This window comes from Thalassospira sp. HJ, from assembly GCF_000948415.1.
Classification (GTDB): Bacteria; Pseudomonadota; Alphaproteobacteria; order Rhodospirillales; family Thalassospiraceae; genus Thalassospira.
In genome coordinates this window covers 593,323-613,790 of record NZ_JYII01000012.1, presented here as the reverse complement: position 1 = coordinate 613,790, position 20,468 = coordinate 593,323, and the positions used below count along the sequence as shown (strand labels likewise).

At 55.9% G+C, this 20,468-nt stretch carries 16 protein-coding genes and 3 tRNA genes; 5 read left to right on the top strand and 14 right to left on the bottom strand.

Annotation, left to right across the window (positions count from 1 at the left end):
* Window positions 1-7 precede the first annotated feature (7 nt).
* The gene (locus tag UF64_RS11730; RefSeq protein WP_044828718.1) at window positions 8-700 is read left to right on the top strand and encodes a flagellar motor protein MotB; all 693 of its coding nucleotides are present in this window, start codon (window positions 8-10) and stop codon (window positions 698-700) included.
* A gap of 79 nt (window positions 701-779) precedes the next feature.
* Here UF64_RS11730 and UF64_RS11725 read toward each other — a convergent pair whose 3' ends face one another.
* The 3 genes from UF64_RS11725 to UF64_RS11715 form a co-directional block, all read right to left on the bottom strand.
* Complete coding sequence (locus UF64_RS11725) at window positions 780-1,604, bottom strand: MBL fold metallo-hydrolase (protein WP_044828717.1); 825 nt, start codon at window positions 1,602-1,604, stop codon at window positions 780-782.
* Between the two features lie 110 nt (window positions 1,605-1,714).
* Window positions 1,715-2,440 carry an S-adenosyl-l-methionine hydroxide adenosyltransferase family protein gene (locus UF64_RS11720; RefSeq protein ID WP_044828716.1) on the bottom strand — a complete coding sequence of 242 codons (726 nt, stop codon included), beginning with the start codon at window positions 2,438-2,440 and terminating at the stop codon, window positions 1,715-1,717.
* 121 nt (window positions 2,441-2,561) lie between these two features.
* Complete coding sequence (locus UF64_RS11715) at window positions 2,562-3,971, bottom strand: SPOR domain-containing protein (RefSeq protein ID WP_044828715.1); 1,410 nt, start codon at window positions 3,969-3,971, stop codon at window positions 2,562-2,564.
* Window positions 3,972-4,302: 331 nt separating this feature from the next.
* Here UF64_RS11715 and UF64_RS11710 point away from each other — a divergent pair, with 331 nt between their 5' ends.
* The 3 genes from UF64_RS11710 (at window position 4,303) to UF64_RS11700 (ending at window position 8,605) form a co-directional block, all read left to right on the top strand.
* Window positions 4,303-5,601 carry an EAL domain-containing protein gene (locus tag UF64_RS11710; RefSeq protein ID WP_044828714.1) on the top strand — a complete coding sequence of 433 codons (1,299 nt, stop codon included), beginning with the start codon at window positions 4,303-4,305 and terminating at the stop codon, window positions 5,599-5,601.
* A 109-nt stretch (window positions 5,602-5,710) separates the two neighbouring features.
* Entirely contained in the window at window positions 5,711-7,078 is a 1,368-nt protein-coding gene (locus UF64_RS11705) for a DNA polymerase IV (RefSeq protein ID WP_044828713.1), read from the top strand.
* Window positions 7,079-7,246: 168 nt separating this feature from the next.
* Entirely contained in the window at window positions 7,247-8,605 is a 1,359-nt protein-coding gene (locus tag UF64_RS11700; RefSeq protein WP_044828712.1) for a sensor histidine kinase KdpD, read from the top strand.
* A gap of 76 nt (window positions 8,606-8,681) precedes the next feature.
* On the opposite strand, the gene UF64_RS11695 is transcribed toward UF64_RS11700, so the two are convergent.
* The 6 genes from UF64_RS11695 to UF64_RS11670 form a co-directional block, all read right to left on the bottom strand.
* Window positions 8,682-8,757, bottom strand: a tRNA-Glu gene (locus UF64_RS11695).
* A gap of 44 nt (window positions 8,758-8,801) precedes the next feature.
* Window positions 8,802-8,877, bottom strand: a tRNA-Glu gene (locus tag UF64_RS11690).
* Window positions 8,878-8,914: 37 nt separating this feature from the next.
* Window positions 8,915-8,990, bottom strand: a tRNA-Glu gene (locus tag UF64_RS11685).
* A gap of 230 nt (window positions 8,991-9,220) precedes the next feature.
* Entirely contained in the window at window positions 9,221-10,483 is a 1,263-nt protein-coding gene (locus UF64_RS11680) for an MFS transporter (protein WP_044828711.1), read from the bottom strand.
* Between the two features lie 80 nt (window positions 10,484-10,563).
* Window positions 10,564-12,354, bottom strand: coding sequence for a single-stranded-DNA-specific exonuclease RecJ (recJ, locus tag UF64_RS11675; RefSeq protein WP_044828710.1), 1,791 nt, complete (start codon window positions 12,352-12,354; stop codon window positions 10,564-10,566).
* Window positions 12,355-12,437: 83 nt separating this feature from the next.
* A complete protein-coding gene (locus UF64_RS11670) occupies window positions 12,438-12,974 on the bottom strand; it encodes a peroxiredoxin (protein ID WP_044828709.1) in 537 nt (178 codons plus the stop codon).
* Window positions 12,975-13,154: 180 nt separating this feature from the next.
* On the opposite strand from UF64_RS11670, the gene UF64_RS11665 reads away from it, so the two are divergent.
* Window positions 13,155-13,472, top strand: coding sequence for a hypothetical protein (locus tag UF64_RS11665; protein ID WP_235285041.1), 318 nt, complete (start codon window positions 13,155-13,157; stop codon window positions 13,470-13,472).
* Here the strand turns inward: UF64_RS11665 and UF64_RS11660 are convergent, their stop codons facing one another.
* From UF64_RS11660 to UF64_RS11640, 5 genes are all read right to left on the bottom strand, one after another.
* Window positions 13,473-14,765 carry an Hsp70 family protein gene (locus UF64_RS11660; protein ID WP_044828708.1) on the bottom strand — a complete coding sequence of 431 codons (1,293 nt, stop codon included), beginning with the start codon at window positions 14,763-14,765 and terminating at the stop codon, window positions 13,473-13,475. It lies immediately after the preceding gene.
* Between the two features lie 134 nt (window positions 14,766-14,899).
* Window positions 14,900-15,859, bottom strand: coding sequence for a class II fructose-bisphosphatase (gene glpX / locus UF64_RS11655; RefSeq protein ID WP_044828707.1), 960 nt, complete (start codon window positions 15,857-15,859; stop codon window positions 14,900-14,902).
* Window positions 15,860-16,005: 146 nt separating this feature from the next.
* On the bottom strand, window positions 16,006-17,310 hold the full coding sequence (locus UF64_RS11650) for a homoserine dehydrogenase (protein WP_044828706.1): 1,305 nt from the start codon (window positions 17,308-17,310) through the stop codon (window positions 16,006-16,008).
* A gap of 122 nt (window positions 17,311-17,432) precedes the next feature.
* Window positions 17,433-18,674: an LL-diaminopimelate aminotransferase gene (locus UF64_RS11645; protein WP_044828705.1), complete on the bottom strand. Its 1,242-nt coding sequence runs from the start codon at window positions 18,672-18,674 to the stop codon at window positions 17,433-17,435.
* 330 nt (window positions 18,675-19,004) lie between these two features.
* Window positions 19,005-20,318: an OmpA family protein gene (locus tag UF64_RS11640; protein ID WP_044828704.1), complete on the bottom strand. Its 1,314-nt coding sequence runs from the start codon at window positions 20,316-20,318 to the stop codon at window positions 19,005-19,007.
* Between the last annotated feature and the right edge of the window lie 150 nt (window positions 20,319-20,468).

Here is a 20,468-nt window from a genome sequence, read left to right as displayed (position 1 = left end):
ACCGATCATGGCCCGCCGCAAAAGACGCCTGCAATATCAGGAAGAAGAACCGATCAACGAGGATTGGCTGGCCACCTATGCCGATGCCATCACCCTGCTGATGGCGTTCTTTGTGATGCTGGTAAGCTTTTCCAAGGTCGAAATCCCGATGTTTGAAAAGGTCCAGGCCGGCATTGCCGAACAGATCGGTAAACGCGAAGTCGTGCGCCCGACACAGGTGCTTGAAACCGATCTGCGCGACGCTGTGTTTAATATGGGCATGGACAGTGCGGTCAATGTATCGACCGATGATGAAGGCATCCTGATGGAAATGGGCAGCGGGTCGTTCTTCCAACCTGGATCGGCAAACCTGACCAATGATGCGGTGCTGTTCCTCAAGGATGTTGGGGATCTTTTAAAAGAACCCCGCTATCTCGGTTTCCAGATCGAGGTTACCGGCCATACCGATGACAGCCCGATCAACTCATCACGCTTCCCAACCAATTGGGATCTGGCCGCGGGCCGTGCGATTGCAGTTGTGCGTTTCTTTAGCGCATTGGGGGTTGATCCTGACAGTAAACGCATGCGCGCGATATCATATGGCGAAACCAAGCCGAAATTGCCAAACCGCGATGATTCCGGAAATCCGATCGAGGAAAACCGCGAAGCCAACCGGCGGATCGAAATCCGTGTCTTCCCGAAATATTCCCGTGTGTTCTGATAGAACGTTCCAAACGAACATAATCTGAAACGATAAAAGGGGCCGATGGCCCCTTTTGCATGTGCAGTTACCGGTTCGATCACTCGATGTGCAAAACCATCTCATCGCGTGCCGCAAAGGCGCCTGACCAGGTCGCACGTGCCTGCTGTTCGATCGCGGTCATCGCCGCGTCATCATGATCGGGATCATGGTGGAACAACGCAAGACGCTTGGCATTTGCCATGCGGCACAGACGAATGCCTTCCTGCCAGGTCGAATGCCCCCACCCGACCTTTTTGGGGAATTCTTCGTCGGTGTAGGTGCTATCATAGATCACCAGATCGGCATCTTCGATGAAATCGAGAATGATCTGGTCGGGATTGTCCGGGTTGTGCTCGGTATCGGTGACGTAGCACACTGCATTTCCGCCATGCTCGACACGAAATGCCGTCGCCCCGTTGGGATGACGCAAGGGGGCCGTCTTGATCACAATACCCTCTGCCGGGTGCAGTTCGTCACCAACATTGAAATCATCAAATGTCAGTTTTGACTGCATGGTGGACAATGGCACCGGGAACGTCGGATCTGCCATCTGAGCGGAAAATACGCGTTCCACCCCGCCCTGATGGGTCAGATGGCCCGCCATCACGCGGAAGGACGCGTTGGGATTATAGGCCGGCACAAAGAACGGAAAGCCGTTGATATGGTCCCAGTGGGTATGGGTCAGGAAGATACTGGCATGGGTCACGTTGCGCCGGATCAGGTCCTTGCCAAGGTTGCGAATGCCGGTCCCGGCATCAAATATCAGCACCTCGTCACCAATCCGCATTTCAATGCAGCTGGTGTTACCGCCATACACAACATGATCTGGTGACGGGCATGCAATGCTGCCACGTACGCCCCAGAATTTAACCTCAATCGCCATTCATCAAATCCTGTCCAAGGATTGTCTGTTTATCGCTGACACCGGTCTTTACACCTGCAAACGATACCATCAAACAACAACAAACCAATCGTTGATTGCACCTAGCACATTCACTTCACGCCAACAGTGCTTCCGATCACAGCATTCATCATTTCATCGGCCCGCCCGCAATTTACTGCGACCTCACACAGCCCGATCGAATTGCGGTAATGAAACGCCGATCCCTCCGCCACGTCAGAAAATGTACGTGCGCCCGATACAACATGTTCATTGATCGTGACTTTTTCATCCTCTGAACGCGCCAGAAGCCCGGTCATCAGGTTGCCATAGGGATCGATATAGATCACTTCGGCCAATTCGTCGGGCCAGTCTTGCGCATCACCAAACCGATCACCCGGCGTAATGTCATGCGATGCAAAGGCCTGATCATTTGCCACCCGCGCCGCCACCGGACCAAACACATCGCGACCATGGAAACTGGCCGAGGCATCCGCGGGCATCCAGTCAATCACCTTGATTGCGACTTGCTTTGCGCGACGGATCACCATTTCAAACAGCCCATTGTCAGGACCGACAAACGAAACACCATCTGCCTCGACGACAAGGCCCTTGCGCGCACTCCCGACCCCGGGATCAACCACCGCCAGAACCACATCTCCTTTATGAAACTCGCGATTTAAGGCCGCCAGCAGATAACTTGCCGCCTTGGGATTTCGATCCGGCGCATCACGCATCAGATCACAGATCGGCACATCCGGGGCATGGCGCATCACGACCGAACGCATCGTCCCGCTATAGGGGCCGTTCACACCAAAATCGCTAAAGACAAAGATCATGGCTGGTACCGGAAAGTCGGTTGAATAACTGTCTTATGAAGACAACAACGCCGGTGGCAACGTTTTGATCCCACCGGCGTTGTCGCAATAGTTCAGATATATTGCTGAAAGGCCCGAAGTGCTACTTCACCTCGCAGAACTGGCCGCGTCGCTTCAGCTCCGCACACAGCGAATTTGCCGCACTGTCGCTAAGCCCGGTCGCCATCAGGCGGTAATAGGTGCCCTTGCCCGGAATGTTGGCGCGCGTGACACCATGCTGCAGCGAAGACAGCTGACCATAACGGCCGCTCAGGATTTGCCAGCCACGTTCGGCCTGTGCCTCGTTACGATAGGATGCCAGATGCACTGATTTTGAACCGGTTGCGGCCGGTGCCGGTGCATTTGCCATTTCCTCGGCTGCCTGTACCGGGCGGCTTTCACCGGTTGCGACCCGACGGACCGGTTCCCCGGAATTCAGGGTCATTGCCGTGCCCTGTGCTGGCTCGACAATTGCCGCTTCAATCGCATCGCGTTCACGCTTGAACTCGTCAGGTGTTACCAGCTTCATCTGCTGCAGGTCTTCGATGCGTGCGATCTGGCGTGCGGCATCCATCAGGCCCTGCGGTGCGGGTGGCGGGGTTGCGCGCTGGCGCGGTTGGGCGGGCAGTAACGCATCAAGAATGGCGGTACGTTCCGCAACATGTTCCTGCACCGTGATCGCCCCGATCTGAAGCGCACGGTTCAGCTGATTAAGGCGCTGTTCGACTTGTTCACCTTCTGGCGGCGGGTTATTGAGAAACGCGGATGGAACCGGCTGGCTCATTGGCAGAAGCGCGCCAAGGTTGGCCGAACGCCGTGCTGAATATTCCTCGGGCGTGACAAGGCCGGTCGCCTGCAGATTGCGCAAGATAGCAAAACGTTTGGCAATTGCCTCGTCCCCGGCCGAAAGGGCCGCACCCGCCGGAATATCCATCGGCTTGGTGGAGCCACTGCTCATCGAACTCATCGGTGCCGAAGTCATGGGTGCAGCACCCGTGCGACCAGACGCAACCGCAGCCGCCCCGTTACCAAGCCCGGACGGCCCGCTAATGATCTGATCATTGATGCTGAGCGATCCCGGAAGACCGCGTTCAAGCCGCGACAGGTTAAATTCAGCCGCATCACGCAGCGGACGCGGCTGTGTTCCTGTCGCCGAAGACATCAGAACCGTGCCGGGCGGGTTCATCGCAATCAGGGTTTCATAGCCATCCTGTGCGCGATCCGGGCGATTGGTGTTTTGATAAAGGACCGAACGCCACAACATTGCATGTCCATCCTGGGGATTTTTGCGCAGTGCCTCGTCAAAATACTTTTCGGCCGAGGCGTAATCACCGCTGGCAAGCTGCTGCAGGCCAAGGGCGGTGTAGTTGTCATCGGCAAAGGACGTTGCTTCGTCCCAGAAATCCTGATCCAGCAGCGGCGCACAGGCCGACACCCATGAAACCATACCGATCACAGCAATGCCCTTGCCGATCTTCAGCCAGTTCCCGGTCCGCTTTGCGGATACCTGCATGGCGCCAATCCCCTATTCCTTAAAACCCGTTATCGGAAACCATGCTGTATTGCCCCGTGATATTCCAGCAAAACCATGCATGGACTTCCCCCATACAGCATTGATTTTGCACCCTGCTTGCCAACAATTCGTTAAAGCAATTTCATCACTCTTTTTGACGCAAGACTTGTCCTGCCATACGTATAGTTTCTATAAATAGAATAGTGCTAGGATCATGAACCAAGCCATTAACCAGACTTTCAGAACATTATGATTTGATCAAACTTCGGTCTTCGGTGTATTCAACCGGCCTATAACGAGTAAAAAACATCTTCTCTTTCAGGGGTTTCGCGTGATTGAACCGCAGCAATACGGCCAACAGGCCCTTCAGGAATACCTGTTGCTGGATTATGTGCAACGACTGGAGACCCGCAAATACGGGCACCGGGCGGTACATATTCACCTGTCACGCATGAAGCCGTTCCATCGCCGCGATTACCATATCCGCGTTGCGACCAACACCTTTGAAAGCTATGTGAAACTCTATGTCGGCCGTATCTTTGTTCTGACCAACAGCGACCTGATCTTTGTGTGGAAAGACAAATCGATCGCCGATGTTGAACCGGCTGTTGATACCCTGCGCTACCTGTTCCGCGATGATCCGCTGTCTCAGGATGAAAGCGAAGAAACCGGTTTCTGCACCTGGTACAACCTCAATACCGAGTTTCAGGAATTCCTGCTGCTGTGTCAGCACCTTGATGAGCGTGCCAAGAAGCTGCAGAAAAGCAGCAACATGCGCACCGCTATCCAGCGTGAAAAAGACAACAATGTACTAAACCCGATCACGGCAGAAAACCTGGCCGAGCTCGAAGAAACCATTCACACCGCTGATCTGTCCGAGCATATCCGCCAGCAACCGGTCTGTGTCTTTGCCCATGGCGGCTCCAAGGAACTGCACCCGGTCTTTGATGAATTCTTTGTCTCGATTGCCGATCTGCGCAATGCGCTCATGCCCAATATCGATCTGGCATCAAACCGCTGGCTGTTCCAGCACATGACCGAGACACTTGATAAACGCATGCTCAATTACCTGTGCAAGCGGACCTTCAAGACGCATGCAAGTTCGTTCTCGATCAACCTCAACCTTGGCACCCTGACCTCCAGGGATTTTGACAAGTTCGATGAAACCGTCCGCCGCAACTGGAAGGGCAACGTGATCATCGAGCTTAATCAGGTTGATCTGTTTTCGAACCTTGAGACTTATCTTTCCGTGCGTGACGATTTCCATGAGCGCGGCTACCGCATTCTGGTTGACAACCTGACCGTGGAAGCCCTGTCCTTTGTCGATCGTAAACGCCTGAAAGCCGACTTCATCAAGGTCGCCTGGCGTGAAGAGATGACCGATAACGTCATCCGCAAAAAATACTCCGAAATGGACAGTCTGGTGAAAAACTCCGGCCGTGAACGCGTCATCCTGTGCCGCTGTGATTCACCGACCGCGATCAAGTTCGGCCAGTCGCTTGGCATTACCCTGTTCCAAGGGCGCTATATCGACAACATGATCGCCCGTCAGCGCCGCGCCAAACGCGACGCAAAAAAACCCGTCAAACCGGCACCGAATAAACCGACTGACGGCAAACCAACCAGATAGGTGGCATTTACCGCCACCTCCTGACAAATCGGTCAGGAGCTACACCTGACAGGCAATCGGCTTCATTTCACCCCTTGGCAAAACCGGAACAAAAGCAGTACACATAAGCATGTTGTACGCGCTGTGTCCGGACTGCCATCACAAATGGCGACTGCATCTTGATCGCCCGCTTCCCAAAAGCGGCAGCGGATCATACGTGCCCTGTCCGGTTTGTTCCTGCAAGCGCGCGATTGCCCATCCGGAACTTCCAGACCTTGCCATTGGCCATCTTGATTGCGATGCGTTTTATGCCTCGATCGAAAAGCGCGACCGACCGGAACTGATTGATCAGCCGGTTATCATTGGCGGCGGGCATCGCGGCGTTGTCGCAACCTGTTGCTATGTTGCGCGCAAATACGGCGTGCGATCCGCCATGCCAGCCTTCAAGGCGCGCGAACTCTGCCCGGATGCGGTGTTTCTGAAATCCGACATGAAGAAATATCAGCGCGAAGGCTATCGCATTCGCGATATGATGCGCGCACTCACCCCCGATATCGAACCGCTGTCAATTGACGAGGCCTTCATGGACCTGTCCAACGCGTTTGAAACCCATGGCAAGTCCGCAGCAGAATGCCTGATTGACCTTCAAGCCACGATCAAACGCGACGTCGGCATCACAGTTTCCATCGGTCTTTCCTATAACAAGTTCCTTGCCAAGATCTCATCGGACCTCAACAAGCCGTTTGGCTTTTCCATGATCGGACGCATTGAGGCCGTCGATTTCCTGGCCGATAAGCCCGTGCGCATGATGTGGGGCGTTGGCCCGGCCATGGAACGCAAACTCCATGCAGATGGTATCACCACCATCGGACAGCTTCAGGAAATGGATATCCATGCGCTGCAGGGCCGATATGGCAGCATCGGCAAGCGGTTCTTTTACTTTTCACGCGGCGAAGACAACCGGCGGGTCGAACAAAGCACGGAACGCAAAAGCCTGTCTTCGGAAACCACCTTTAACGAAGATATCGCAAGCCTGTCAGAACTCACCGAAATCGCCACCCGCCTGACATCGCGGGTCGCAAGCGATCTGGCGCGCAAGGAAATTGCAGGTCACACGGTGGTCTTGAAGCTCAAATCATCGGATTTCAAAGTCCGCACGCGCAATATGCGCCTTACCTACCCGACCTTACGCGAAGATGTCATCCTTGATGCCGCACTCACGCTGCTAAAAAAGGAAATTGACGGCACGCGCTATCGCCTGCTGGGTGTCGGGGTTGCTGATCTTTATGCCGCCGATATGGCCGACCCGGTGGATTTGTTTGCGGGTGACGGCCTTGCCAGCACCGATGGCGATGCCAACACAACGGCACTCGCCTCAGATAGCCCGCGCACGGTCATCGACCTGCCCCGCCCGACGGCAGAACAATTGCGTGAAAGCCTGACACGGCGCTATCGGCAGCACAAAGGCAAACCGAAACAGCGACGCTTTCCATTTTAGTTTAATGGCTTCCCAAAACGTGCTTGCCTAAGATCAGCATGATCGGATGACACTTTAACGCGATATTCCGTTGCGTTACCTTACGGAATAGGTAAAAGCACCCCGAAAGTATAGCTGCCGTGCGCAAGAACCCTTCTGCGCCCAAAAGATCGACGAATGGGAGAGCCAATGTTTGGCGTAGAACTTGATATCCGGACACTGGCATTTGTCGCGACCCTGTCGGCCATTATCACATTCTCGTCGCTCTGGATGGTGTCGCGCCGCGACAACGCGACCATGCTGTGGGCCATTGGTGGCATTGCCAATGCACTCGGGTTTGTTCTTTTGGGGTTCCGGGGCTATATCCCCGATCTGGCGTCAGTCGTGGTTGGCAACACGTTGATTGCGGCCGGCCATGCGTTTTATCTGCTTGGCCTTCAGGCCTACACCGCCAAAAAGCCAAGCTACCGGATTGTCAGCATCGCCATCGCGGCCTATGCAGCACTATTTGTCTATTACCTTGAATTTGTGCCGAACTTCTCCATGCGGGTCGTCGTCATTTCCGTGACGATCTCGGCCGTGTCGCTGGCAGGCTGTCTTGTTCTGGCGCAATCAAGGTGCCGGAAACTGACCCCACCGGAAATCCTGATGGCAATCACCTTTGCCGCACACTGTCTTTTCCATCTGGCGCGCGGGGTCGTTGCCCTAATTGATGATGAGGCCATGACCCAACTGATGTCGGCATCAACCATTCACATGCTGGCATTCCTTGATGTGATTATCTTCCTGCTGCTGACCGCGGTTGGCTTTACCGCGATGATCATTATATCGCTCAACCTGTCGCTGATGGCTGAGGCGCGTGCGAAAAACCGCCTGTTCACCGTTCTTGCCCATGACCTCAGAACGCCGTTTCACGGGCTTGCAGGGCTATCACTGATGGCGCAACAGGACCTGGTAGCAGGCAACCCGGCACAGGCGCTTGGCAATATCCGCAAGCTGCATTCATCGACTGCGGAAACCTTGCGTTTTCTCGATGATCTTCTGGTCTGGGGGCGTACCCTGTTTGATCAACGCAAACCCGAACGGAGCACCATCGCCCTTGATGAACAGGTCGACAACACGATCAAGGTTTCCCGACCGCTTCTGGAAACCAAATCGGTCCGTGTGATCAGCGAGGTCGATGAACCCACCGCCTATGGCATCGCACCGCATGCGGAAATGATCCTGCGCAACCTTCTGGTCAATGCGATCAAGTTTTCCAACCCGCATGGTTCGATCACGGTTTCAACGCAAAAGTTCGGCGACAAAATCCAGATCAAGGTGATTGATCGCGGTGTCGGCGCATCCGATGACATGATCGCGGCCTTCGCTGCAAGCATGACCAGCTATGGCTCCAAGGACGGCACGGGGGGTGAAATCGGCTCTGGCGTCGGACTGTCGCTGTGTCGTGACCTGTGCCGTGAAGACGGCGAGGATATCTGGCTTGAACACAATCCCGAAGGCGGGCTGATTGCGACCTTTACCCTGTCTGTACCACCAGCAGAATAAACAGCCGGAATCAAAAACGCCCGCCGAACCATCGGGCGAGCATTTCAACGCAACATATTGATCTTTTTGGAAAATATGGCGTCCCCTAGGGGATTCGAACCCCTGTTGCCGCCGTGAAAGGGCGGTGTCCTAGGCCTCTAGACGAAGGGGACACAGGCACAAGCATTTATGTGCGAATGTCGTGACGTTCGGTTGATGGCGTCCCCTAGGGGATTCGAACCCCTGTTGCCGCCGTGAAAGGGCGGTGTCCTAGGCCTCTAGACGAAGGGGACACATACGCACCAAACGAAGTCAGTCTATGTCAACGAGTGGCGTCCCCTAGGGGATTCGAACCCCTGTTGCCGCCGTGAAAGGGCGGTGTCCTAGGCCTCTAGACGAAGGGGACGCAGCGCGTTAACGAGGCCGGTTTTTAGCGATTGGGTGGGGTCAGGTCAAGCGGCTTTTTCGCCCCTGTGACGTTTTTTTTAATCCCCTGCCGGAAATGATGCCATTCCCGACCAAATACTGAAAAACCATGCCGGACTGTTTAACCACACGGTTTATCCGCTTTGCTTACGGCCCTGGACCGACAGATGAGGTCTATCGGTCCATTCAACAAGGGCCACGCTCGCTTCTTTATTGGCTACGGCGTCGCGTTCCAAACCAGAAACAGACACCCGCCAAGGCAAGCCCGCACGCCAGAAAGACAAACATCGCCTTGTAACCGGCATCCGGATCGGCCTCATAGTGGCCGACAATCAACCCGGCGATGCCTTGCAGGACAAAAAGCCCGCCAAAAGTCGCAAGGTTGATCGTGGTCAGCGCGCGGCCAATCTGGTGTTCGGCCACGGCCTTGCGCGATGCGGCATAGTTCAAAGTCGCACTACTGCCAAGGAAGCCATGCAACAGCATCAATCCCATGGCGATCCCGGTGCCCAGCGGCCCGACAAACGCCTGCAACATGCAGGCAAGCGCGCCCACCAGAACCGCAAAGACGATAAGCCCGCGGGTTTTATCGGGCATCATACGCGAAAGCTGGCCATAGGTTGGCGGGCCAATGATCATGCCAATCGTCATCACCAGCAGGATATTACCGACCTCAACCGCGCCAAGATCAAACACGTCATGCAAATACGGCCCACCCCAAAGCCCGCGCACGGTCAGGATCGTCGGATAGCTGAAAAAGGCCACGCCAGACAGCAACCAGACCTGCCGGTTCGACCAGACCGACACCATGCCGCGCAAGACGTCCATGACGCTTTCGCCGCGCTGGGCGTGGGCGGCATGGCCCGGCGGATTGTCGCGCACCAGAACGAAATCAAGCACGACTGCAATCAGCGCAATACCGGCAAGGCCATAATAAACAGCGCGCCAGCCATACGCCTCGACCAAGGTCGCAAGCGGCGTTGCCGATGCCAGAACCCCCATCAGGCTGAACGAAACGATCAGGCCAGATGCCGCAGCAAACTTTTCCGGTGCCGTCCAGCGCGCGGCAAGGACCAGTGCGGACATAAAGGCCGCCGAACAGCCAACACCAATCACCGCCTGGCCCGCCATCAGACCCAGCACACTTTGCGCATTGGCAAAGATGATGACACCGGCGACGGTGACCATGGTCAGAAACCCGTTGGTCAGGCGCGGACCATAACGATCCAGCAACACACCGACCGGGATCTGCATCAGGGCAAAGGCGAAATGGAAGCTACCCGATATCAGGCCAAGCTGTTCGGGTGTCACGGCAAGCTGATCACGCAGCGGCCCGGCAAGCAGCGCCTGGGCAGAACGGAAAAACTGACTAAGCGAAAAGGCCAGCATGATCGGCATCAGAACGATCAGAAACGTTCCGAGGCCATGCTTGGGCGTCGCAATGGGGGGTGTGGGGCGCGAATTTTGTGTCATGGTGCCTTCAGGATTAGTCTGATCGCACCATAACGGCAAGCATTTGCAGCATCACGGCTGCCCTGCCCGGGTTCACGTCGCTAGACCGGCAAGGCGACATCATCAATGATCAACTGCACACCGTCACGCCCCTGCCAGCTATCGCGGCGCAAATGCCCAAGAACATGCAACGGGCGCCCACCATGTTTGATCAGCGTCTGCCCCATATCATTATCAAGGCATCTGAACGCAATCGCCTTAAGCCGTCCCTGCCCGTTGGCCCCGGTCAGGATGCAGCGCACATGGTCCTGCCCGACCACATCGGCCTTCACCGCCCGGCAATCAACAAAGACAAAGCGCGGTTCGGCATTGCCCGCGCCAAACGGCCCCAGCTTTTCAAGTGCATCAATCAACTCAATCGTTGCGCCCTTGGCATGCAATGCGCCATCGACTGTAATCGTCGGACGAATGTCATTTTCAGCGATGATCTTGGCAAAACGCTCTTCAAGGAAGTCTTCAAACGCCTCAAGCTTTTCGGGATCAAGGGTAAAGCCCGCCGCCATATGGTGGCCACCACCATTGATCAGAAGCCCGGCCTGACGCGCGGCAATAATCGCATCACCCAGATCAATCCCAGGGACAGAGCGCGCAGACCCCTTATAAACGCCGTCAACCATACCCATCACAAGCGATGGAACGTGATAACGATCCTTAAGTCTGCTTGCGACAATGCCGATCACACCGGGATGCCAGTCTTCGCCACCAACCAGCACCATGGAGCCGACTTTTGATTTGCCCTCGACCGCGCTGATCGCCTGATCAAGGACGATATCCTCGATCGCCTTGCGCTCCCGGTTATATTCATCAAGCTTGCGGGCGATATCCTGCGCCTCTGCCGGGTTCTCGCCCGAAAGAAGGGTCGTGCCCAGAAAACTCTCGCCAACGCGCCCACCGGCATTCACACGCGGACCCAGGACATATCCCAGATGGTAGGCACTGGGCACCTCGCTAACGCCGGCAATATCGGCAAGTGCTGTCATGCCGATATTGCTGCGATGCTTCATGACCTTAAGGCCCTGGGTGACAAAGGCGCGGTTCAACCCACGCAGCGGCACCACATCGCACACCGTGCCAAGCGCCACCAGATCAAGCCAGCCACGCAAATCCGGTGCGCGAACACCTTTCTTTTCAAGCCAGCCGCGATTACGCAATTCGCGCAGCAACGCCACACAGACCAGAAACGCAACACCCGCCGCACAGAGATGCCCAAGCCCGCTTTCATCATCAAGCCGGTTGGGGTTGACCACCGCGACTGCGGGTGGCAATTCCGGCTCTGCCGCGTGGTGGTCCACGACAATGATATCAATCCCGGCATCACGCGCTTCTTGCAGCGGCGCATAGGCTGTCACCCCGCAATCGACCGTCAGGATAAGCTCGGCACCCTTGCGCTGCAGCTCCATAAGGGCTGGCGCATTCGGGCCATAGCCCTCAGACATGCGATCAGGAATATGAACCGGCACCTCAAGACCAAGGGCACGGAAGAAGCGTTTCAAAAGGGCCGTACTGGTCGCGCCATCAACGTCATAATCGCCAAAAACCGCAATCCCCTCGCCCGCCTCAATCGCATCGGCAATCCGCGCGGCCGCCTTATCCATATCCTGCAAGGTCGAAGGATCGGGCATCAGATCGCGGAGTGTCGGGGACAGGAAACTTTCCGCGTCATCAAGATCAATGCCGCGCGCGGCCATCACCCGGCCAACAATCTCCGGCACGCCAAAACGCTGGGCAATCGTGGTTGCCAGTCGCTCGTCATTTGCGCGTTCACGCCACCATTTTCCGGTGACGGATCGCTCGATGCCCATAAAGGTCGTTTCTTGTTGATGCTCTGTCATGCCCTATGAAATAGCGCAATCTCGGGCGGTCTGAAACCGGATATTTTGTCAAACGCTCAAACCGGCGCGACAGGATGCAATCCCTAACCGTTCCGGTTCTCGCCGCACCATTTCAAAACGTTCTCGGCATCAGCGGCCGGATCATCGACGGGATAGAAAACCTTGGTGATCTTGCCATCGTCAATGACCATGGTCAGGCGCTTGAACAGGCGCATGCCACTGGCTTCGAAATCGGGCATCGCCATGGCTTCCTTGAAGCGATGATCTGCATCAGAAAGCAAAGGAAACGGCAGATGAAGACGCTCGGCCGCTTCTTTCTGATACTCGGTGGTCTGGCTTGAAAGCCCGAAGAGGCTCATAACACCAACCGTGCGCAGCTCGGCAGCATGATCACGGAACGAACAGGATTGCGGCGTGCAGCCCTTCGCCCCGGGAATTTCATCCCAGCCTTCCGGTGACGGCACACCAGGCTCTGCGGTGCGTGGATAGGCATAGACGACTGAACGTCCCGACAGGCTTGATAAATCAACCGTGCTGTCATCGGTCGCCGATAACGGCAGCGCTGGTAAAATCTGCCCGGTTAACCGCGCAATCACATGCGCATCACTCTCGCTATTCATCTGAATTCCTCCCGAATAGTGCCGGACTTTTCACGTCCTTTGACCTTCAGGATAATTGGGATTTAAAACGCGGAAAAGAAGTGACGTTTGCGCATTGTGGAAAACAATGTGGGCACCCAATCATTTGCACCAGCACGAAAGCTGTGCAAACTGACGAAATAACAAAAATGGATACGAGCAATGCCCCATAAAAAAGGTCTGCGGATCGGATTAACAATCCTGTCCGTTATCGGTGCTGTCATGTCGATGCCATTGGTGATGTTCTCGCCAATGATGTTTGACGCCCCCGGATCGGATGAAAATCCCTTCACCCAGTTCCTGTTTTTCAGCGTGCTGGCATTCCCGGCGCTTTGCCTGATGGGTGGCATTCTGCCATGGATATTCAAACGCCACCCGAAATCAATCTGGCTTTATGGGCTTAGCGGTCTTGCCATCGCGCTTCTGGTTGTCGCAATCGCACTGCTCTCGGTTCAGTGCGGCGGCGACTTCGCCTGCTGATCAGACGATGCCTTCGTCCGCCGCAATCAGGGCCAAGCCATGGGCGACCGACAGGAACGGCTGGCCGATTTCGATGCGGTCCTTGCCAAAGCGGTCTTCGAATAGTTTGCGCACCGCCGGGACATAGGATGTGCCGCCGGTCATGAAGACGCGTGAGACATCGCTTGCCTCAACGCCCGCCTGATCAAGGCAGTTTTTGGCGGCAAGATCGATTTCGGCCATGTCGGGTGCAATCGCGGCTTCGAAATCGGCACGGGTCAGTTTTTCTTCGATCTCAACCCCGCCGTGGGAGAATTGCAAGATGGTGCTGTCTTTTTCAGAAAGCTCTGCCTTGGCCTTGGACACCGTTTGATAAAGGTGGAAGCCCATTTCATCTTCGATGATGGTGACCAGATCCTCGATATCATCGGGGTTGGTGGCGGATCTGATCAGACTTTTGATTTCGTTGATAGTTTTGGGCTGGTTCATCATGGCAAGTTCGTGCCAGCGCGAAAACGCCGTGTAATATTGCCGCGGCACCGGCAGGGTCGCACCCATGGATTTGTATTCGGAGCCAAAGCCCAGACGCGGCCAGACGGCCTTTTGAATGATGCGATAATCAAACCGGTCACCGGCAACACCAAGACCGGTATGCGATAGCGGCTGCACCCCGCGAATGCCCAGACCCGGCGTAAAGCGGATCAGCGAAAAGTCACTGGTACCCCCGCCAAAGTCGGCAACCAGAACGGTTTCGGGTTTATCGAGTTCACGGCCGTAATAGTAAGATGCTGCGAGCGGCTCAAACACCATGGCCTCGACATCAAAACCGGCCTGCTCATAAGCCGCGCGCAGGCGCATTTCGGCAAACTCATTGTCCGGGTTGTTGCCAGCGAAGGCCACGGGACGGCCCGAAATCACCCGATGACCCAGCCAACCCAGGCTATGCTGCGCGAAGTGATGGATCTGTGTCAGGAACGTCCCAACCAGGTCTTCGATCGAATAGCTGGTCCCGAAGATTTCGGTGCCTTCGAAATCCTTGGCCGCGAGATAGGATTTCATCGACTGGATCAGACGGCAGTCGTGGCTTTCCTTGAGGTATTCCTCAATCGCGAACGGGCCGGAGCAGCTTTTGGTATGGATCGGCGCACCCGGTGAGGTCAGGTCCTGATCTTCCCAGAAATACAGGATGGTGCGATAGGTATCAAAACTGTTGGCACCAACTTCGAACTTTGCTGATTGCACATTGCCTGCGCTGTCTGCCACCGCAAGGACAGAGTTCGTCGTTCCAAAATCAAGGGCGATAATTTCCGACATCAGGCAGGCTCCGGCATTTGCTGTTCGTCATAGGGGGCGGAGGATGTACCCCAGTCCTTAGTCCCCTGCAAGCGATTAAACGAAAAAAGGGAGTGCTGTGCACTCCCTTCTTCCAATCCTGCGACAAGCAGAACTTATTTGTACCAAATCTTGCGGCTGAAATCGTGCACAGCGCGGACATAGCGCACGGTGCCCGACTGGGAGCGCATGACGATGCTTTCGGTCTCTGCACCGTTGGCGAAACGGCGCACACCGCGCAGCATCGCGCCATCGGTGACACCGGTTGCCGCAAACATGACGTTGCCCTTGGCAAGTTCGGTCAGTTTGTATTTACGGGTCAGATCTTCGATGCCCCATTTTTTCGCGCGTGCGATTTCATCATCGTTGCGGAAAACAAGGCGGCCCTGGAACTGACCACCGATGCAACGAAGGGCCGCTGCGGCCAGAACACCTTCCGGTGCGCCGCCAGTACCCATGTAAAGATCAATGCCCGAGGTTTTCTGCGAGGTCGCGATCACGCCAGCCACATCGCCATCACCGATCAGCATGATGCGTGCACCTGCTTCGCGGGTCTTGGCAATGATTTCCTGATGGCGCGGGCGATCAAGGATGCAAACAACCAGATCCGCCACATCGCAGCCCTTGGCTTTCGCAAGGCTTTTAAGATTTTCCGCCGGGCTGGCATCAAGGTCAACCACATCATCGGGAAGACCACCACCAACGGCGATTTTGTCCATATAGGTGTCAGGCGCATTCAGGAAGCCGCCCTTTTCTGCCATGGCAACCACGGCCAAAGAGTTCGGACCACCGGTCGCGCAGATGGTCGTGCCTTCAAGCGGATCAAGCGCGATATCGATTTCCGGGCCTTCGCCGGAGCCGACTTCTTCGCCAATAAACAGCATCGGGGCTTCGTCGCGTTCGCCTTCGCCGATCACGACCGTACCACGGATATCCATGCTGTTGAGCGCATTGCGCATCGCATCCACTGCGGCCTGGTCGGCTGCCTTTTCGTCACCACGTCCCATCAGGCCAGAGCACGCAAGTGCCGCCGCCTCGGTTACGCGAACCGTTTCAAGCGCAAGATTTCGATCCATATCTTCTTCCTCGTATTGCTGATGTGGGGTCTGGGGGCCCCATCTCATTGTTGTCTTTTTATTTTTATGCCCGGCTGTGTGCCCGAGCTATGCAACATCGCCCCGCATCATGGCAGATACGGGGCGAGTTTGTGTTGTTCATTTTATTAAGATGCGAAGCTTTCAATCCGCATCAGAACCGGCGGCTGTGAATTGCTTTCAAAAGCCGCAATATCATTGACTGCAGCCGACATGGCAGCTTCGGTCGTTTCGTGTGCCACGATCACAACCGGTACAACACCACCTTCGGTCTCGGCCCGGCCATGCTGGATCATGGAGGCCATCGAAACGCCATGCTTGGCGAGGGTCGCGGTGACCTCTGCCATGACACCCGGGCGGTCCCACACCATCAGGCGCAGGTAATAGGCACCGCTGTGCTTTTCGAGCGAGGCGCGCACATTTTTCTTAAGCCGATCTGCCGGCAGACCAAAGACCGGGGCTGCGCGACCGGCTGCGATATCAACGATATCGGCAACCACCGCCGATGCGGTCGGACGTTCGCCAGCCCCGCGGCCCTGAAGCACCACTGGCCCGACATAGTCACCTTCAAGCGCGACTGCGTTAAACACGCCTTCGACCTTGGAAATCTGGGTCGCACGATCCACCATGACCGGGGAAACCCGCTGCTCAATGCCCTCGGACGTCTGCTTGGCAATGCCCAGCAGTTTGATGCGATAGCCAAGCTCTTCGGCAAGCTGGATATCAAGGGCCGAAACGCTGCGGATGCCCTCAACGGCAACTGCGTCAAAGTCGACCTCGACCCCGAAGGCAAGGCTTGCCAGAATCGCAAGCTTGTGCGCGGCATCGATGCCATCGACGTCAAAGGTCGGATCGGCTTCGGCATAGCCAAGTTTCTGTGCCTCTGCCAGTACGTCGGCAAAGTCGCGGCCCTGCTCACGCATCGTGGTCAGGATGTAGTTACAGGTGCCGTTCAGAATGCCGGTCACACACGAAATCACGTTACCCGCCAGACCTTCGCGCAGCGCCTTGATCACCGGGATACCGCCAGCAACTGCTGCCTCATAGGCGATGGTGACATTGTTGGCATCGGCAATCTGGGCCAGTTCCGCCCCCTTAAGCGCAATCAGCGCCTTGTTGGCGGTAACGACATGCTTGCCGTTTTCAAGCGCTGCCTTGCAGGTGTCATAGGCAATGCCATCCGATCCGCCGATTAGCTCGATCAGGATGTCGATATCCTTGTCAGCCGCAAGATCACGGGCATCTTCGTACCAGGTTAGGCCATCTGTTGAAAAACCACGGTCCCGAGTTCGATCACGCGCCGATACCGCTGTAACGACGATCTGGCGACCCGAACGGTCGGTCAGAATGTCGCGATGTTCACTCAGCAGTTTAACGGTTCCGGCACCGACCGTACCAAGGCCTGCCACACCGATTTTGACGACGTCTTTCACGATAACTCCTTGTCGCGTGGTTACATCTTACGCTTCGCCCGTGGTCAAAAAAGACCACAGCGTCCTGATAACAGAACGCCCGGGACATGTCCCGGGCGAAACACAGAATGCTTTATGAGATATCAGACGGATTTCTTCAACAGTTCACGTGCAGATTCTGCATCAGGGCACTTGGCAAAGAACTGTTTGATGTTGCGGTTGGCCTGACGGATGCGGTGTTTGTTTTCCACCAGTGCAATACGCACATGGCGATCACCATACTCGCCAAAGCCAAGACCCGGTGCGACGGCAACGCCAGCTTCCTGCAAAAGAAGTTTGGAGAAATCAAGCGATCCCAGCTCGGCAAAGGCATCGGGGATCGGTGCCCAAGCAAACATGGTTGCCGCCGGGCTCGGGATTTCCCAACCAGCACTTTGCGCGCCTTCGATAAAGATATCTCGGCGTTCGCGGTACAGATTGCGGAATTCCTCCACACAATCCTGCGGGCCATTAAGGGCTGCAGTTGCGGCCACCTGAACCGGGGTAAAGGCCCCGTAATCAAGGTATGACTTGATCCGGGTCAGAGCATTGATCAGCTTCTTGTTGCCCGTGGCAAAGCCGATACGCCAGCCCGCCATCGAATAGGTTTTCGACAGTGAATAGAACTCAACGGCAATATCCTTTGCCCCCTTGCACTGCAGGATCGAAGGCGGCGGATTGCCATCAAAATAGATCTCGGAATAGGCGATATCAGACAGCACATAAATCTCATGCTTGCGGCAGAAATCGACAACTTCCTGATAAAACGCCAGATCGACCACAAGGGCAGTCGGGTTGGCCGGGAAGTTCAGCACCACGGCACTTGGCTTCGGGACCGAATGTTTCACCGCGCGATGGAGCTGCTCCATAAAGCTTTCGGTATTAAACGTGCCCTGATCATCATGGCCAATCGGGATATGGCGCAGTGCTGCGCCTGCAATGATGAAACCAAAAGCATGGATCGGATAGGACGGGTTTGGCACCAAAAAGATATCGCCGGGACTGGTGATGGCAGCTGCAAGGTTTGCAAGCCCTTCTTTGGAGCCAAGCGTGACCACAGTTTCGGTTTCCGGATCGATATCCACGCCAAAACGACGGTCGTAATAAGCCGCCAGCGCTTTGCGCAGGCCCGGAATGCCGCGCGACATCGAATAACCATGGGTGCGCGGGTTCTGCACCGTCTCAACCAGTTTGTCGACGATATGCTGTGGGGTCGCCGGGTCCGGGTTGCCCATGCCGAAGTCGATAATGTCCTCCCCCGCTCGACGCGCTGCCGCCTTCATCGCATTTACTTCTGCGAATACATAAGGCGGAAGACGTTTTATGCGGTGGAAGTCCTGAGACATTATCCTGTTTCCTCGTCAAATTGCCGAAATTCGAATTTTATGCGAAAAGCATATCCTTGAATTTCCAAAAATTGCGTTATGGCCCGATATTCAGGCCATTAATAGCGTACAATTCGAATGATCTACCGTTTCTTGAAATCGGACACAACGAATTAATGCGCGGAAACTACGCATAAACGCGATTTGCGGCATGCTCAGGACCGAGTGACGACAGATCGAGGGCACAAAGCAGGTCTTTTCCGGACGCGCTTGACCCCAAACGCAAAAACGCGGAAGGAGAAATCCTTCCGCGTTTTTCTGTAAGGCTCTGAATCCTTCTGATCGAACTGATCAATAATCCAGATAAATCTCGACACGGCGGTTGCCGGCTTCACCGGCCGGAACGCCTTCATAGTAGCGCGGATCGGCCGAGCCATCGGCACCGACAAAGATCGCATCCGGGCTGACACCCAGCGACAACAGGCGCGATACCACAGCCGCAGCACGGCCTTCGGAGACGCGACGGTTAACCGCCAGATGCTGCTCAAGCGACATATTGCCAGTACGCATCGACGCATGACCAATCACGCGGATAAAGCCGCTGGTCTGCTGCCAGGTCGCGGCAACCTGCTCAAGAACACTGTAATCCGCACCGCCAAGGTTGGTCGAACCGTGACCAAACTGGATCTGTGCGATCTGCACTTCACTGACAGCCGGGCCTGCCTGATCGATCGAGCGCACACCAAGGCGCGATGCCAGTGCATCGTTGGTCACCGTCATGTCATAGGATGCGGAGTCGCCATACATCGGCTCTGCGCCGCCAAACTGGCTTTCATCGACAATCACGGCACCATTGTCGGAATACATGGAATAATCAAATTCCTGGGCCGATGGAGCTGCCGGTTCGTTGGCAAACACACCCTGACCTTCGGCCAAACGGCGCTGATACTGATCCATAACCGGATCACCAGACGAGGTTACATTGGAACCTTGGGCCGCTTCATAAGCGGCAAGCTGCTGTGCGCGAGCATCACCCTGTGCTGCACTCGGCGCGGCAGGCGGGGCTTCCGGTGTCGGAACCGGGCCGCTTGCAGCTGACTTGGCATTCCATTCATCGGCAATCGAAGAACCGCTTGGTGCCGAGGTTACGGCACTGGTGGTTGCTGTCGCGGCCGCAGCCGTTCCGGCATCAGCCATAGCACTGCTGGTGACCGGGGTGGTCGGTGCCGGATTGATCACGGGCTGCGACGCCGGTGCGGCAGGTGCGGTCTGAAGCGCATTGACAGGCGGGCTGCTTTGACGGCGGCCACCCTGTTCATACTGGGCATTCTGGCGGTCGGCTGCCAGACCAGCAACCAGTGCATCACGTTCGGCATCGCCGGTGACAACCGGTTTGGCTGGCGTGTCTGAAAGGCTCGGGTATTCCCCGTCTTCCCCCGGGATCGCCTCGTCAGACTTAACGGCGGCTTCTTCGTCTTCGCCATCAAACATGTCACCGACGGACTTGCCCCACTCGACCGGGTTGATCGCATCAGGAACAGAAGAACAGGCGCCAAGTGTCAGCACCACAGCCAGGGCAGAGCCCGTCTGCAGCAATGCCCGCAGCTTTCCCCTTGCAGTCTCCTGCCACGACCCCTGCCCGGTCGTCGATTTCAGAACGCCCATTTGTTTTCGCTGCTCCAAATTCAGTTGGACGACGCCTGCATCAAAATATTCCGCAAAAACGTCACCTTATAATTCTTGTACTACCCCTAAACGACGCGCTAGGCTAAGGCCATGATAAGCTTGGGATCAAGCAAAGTTTCAACCCGGAAC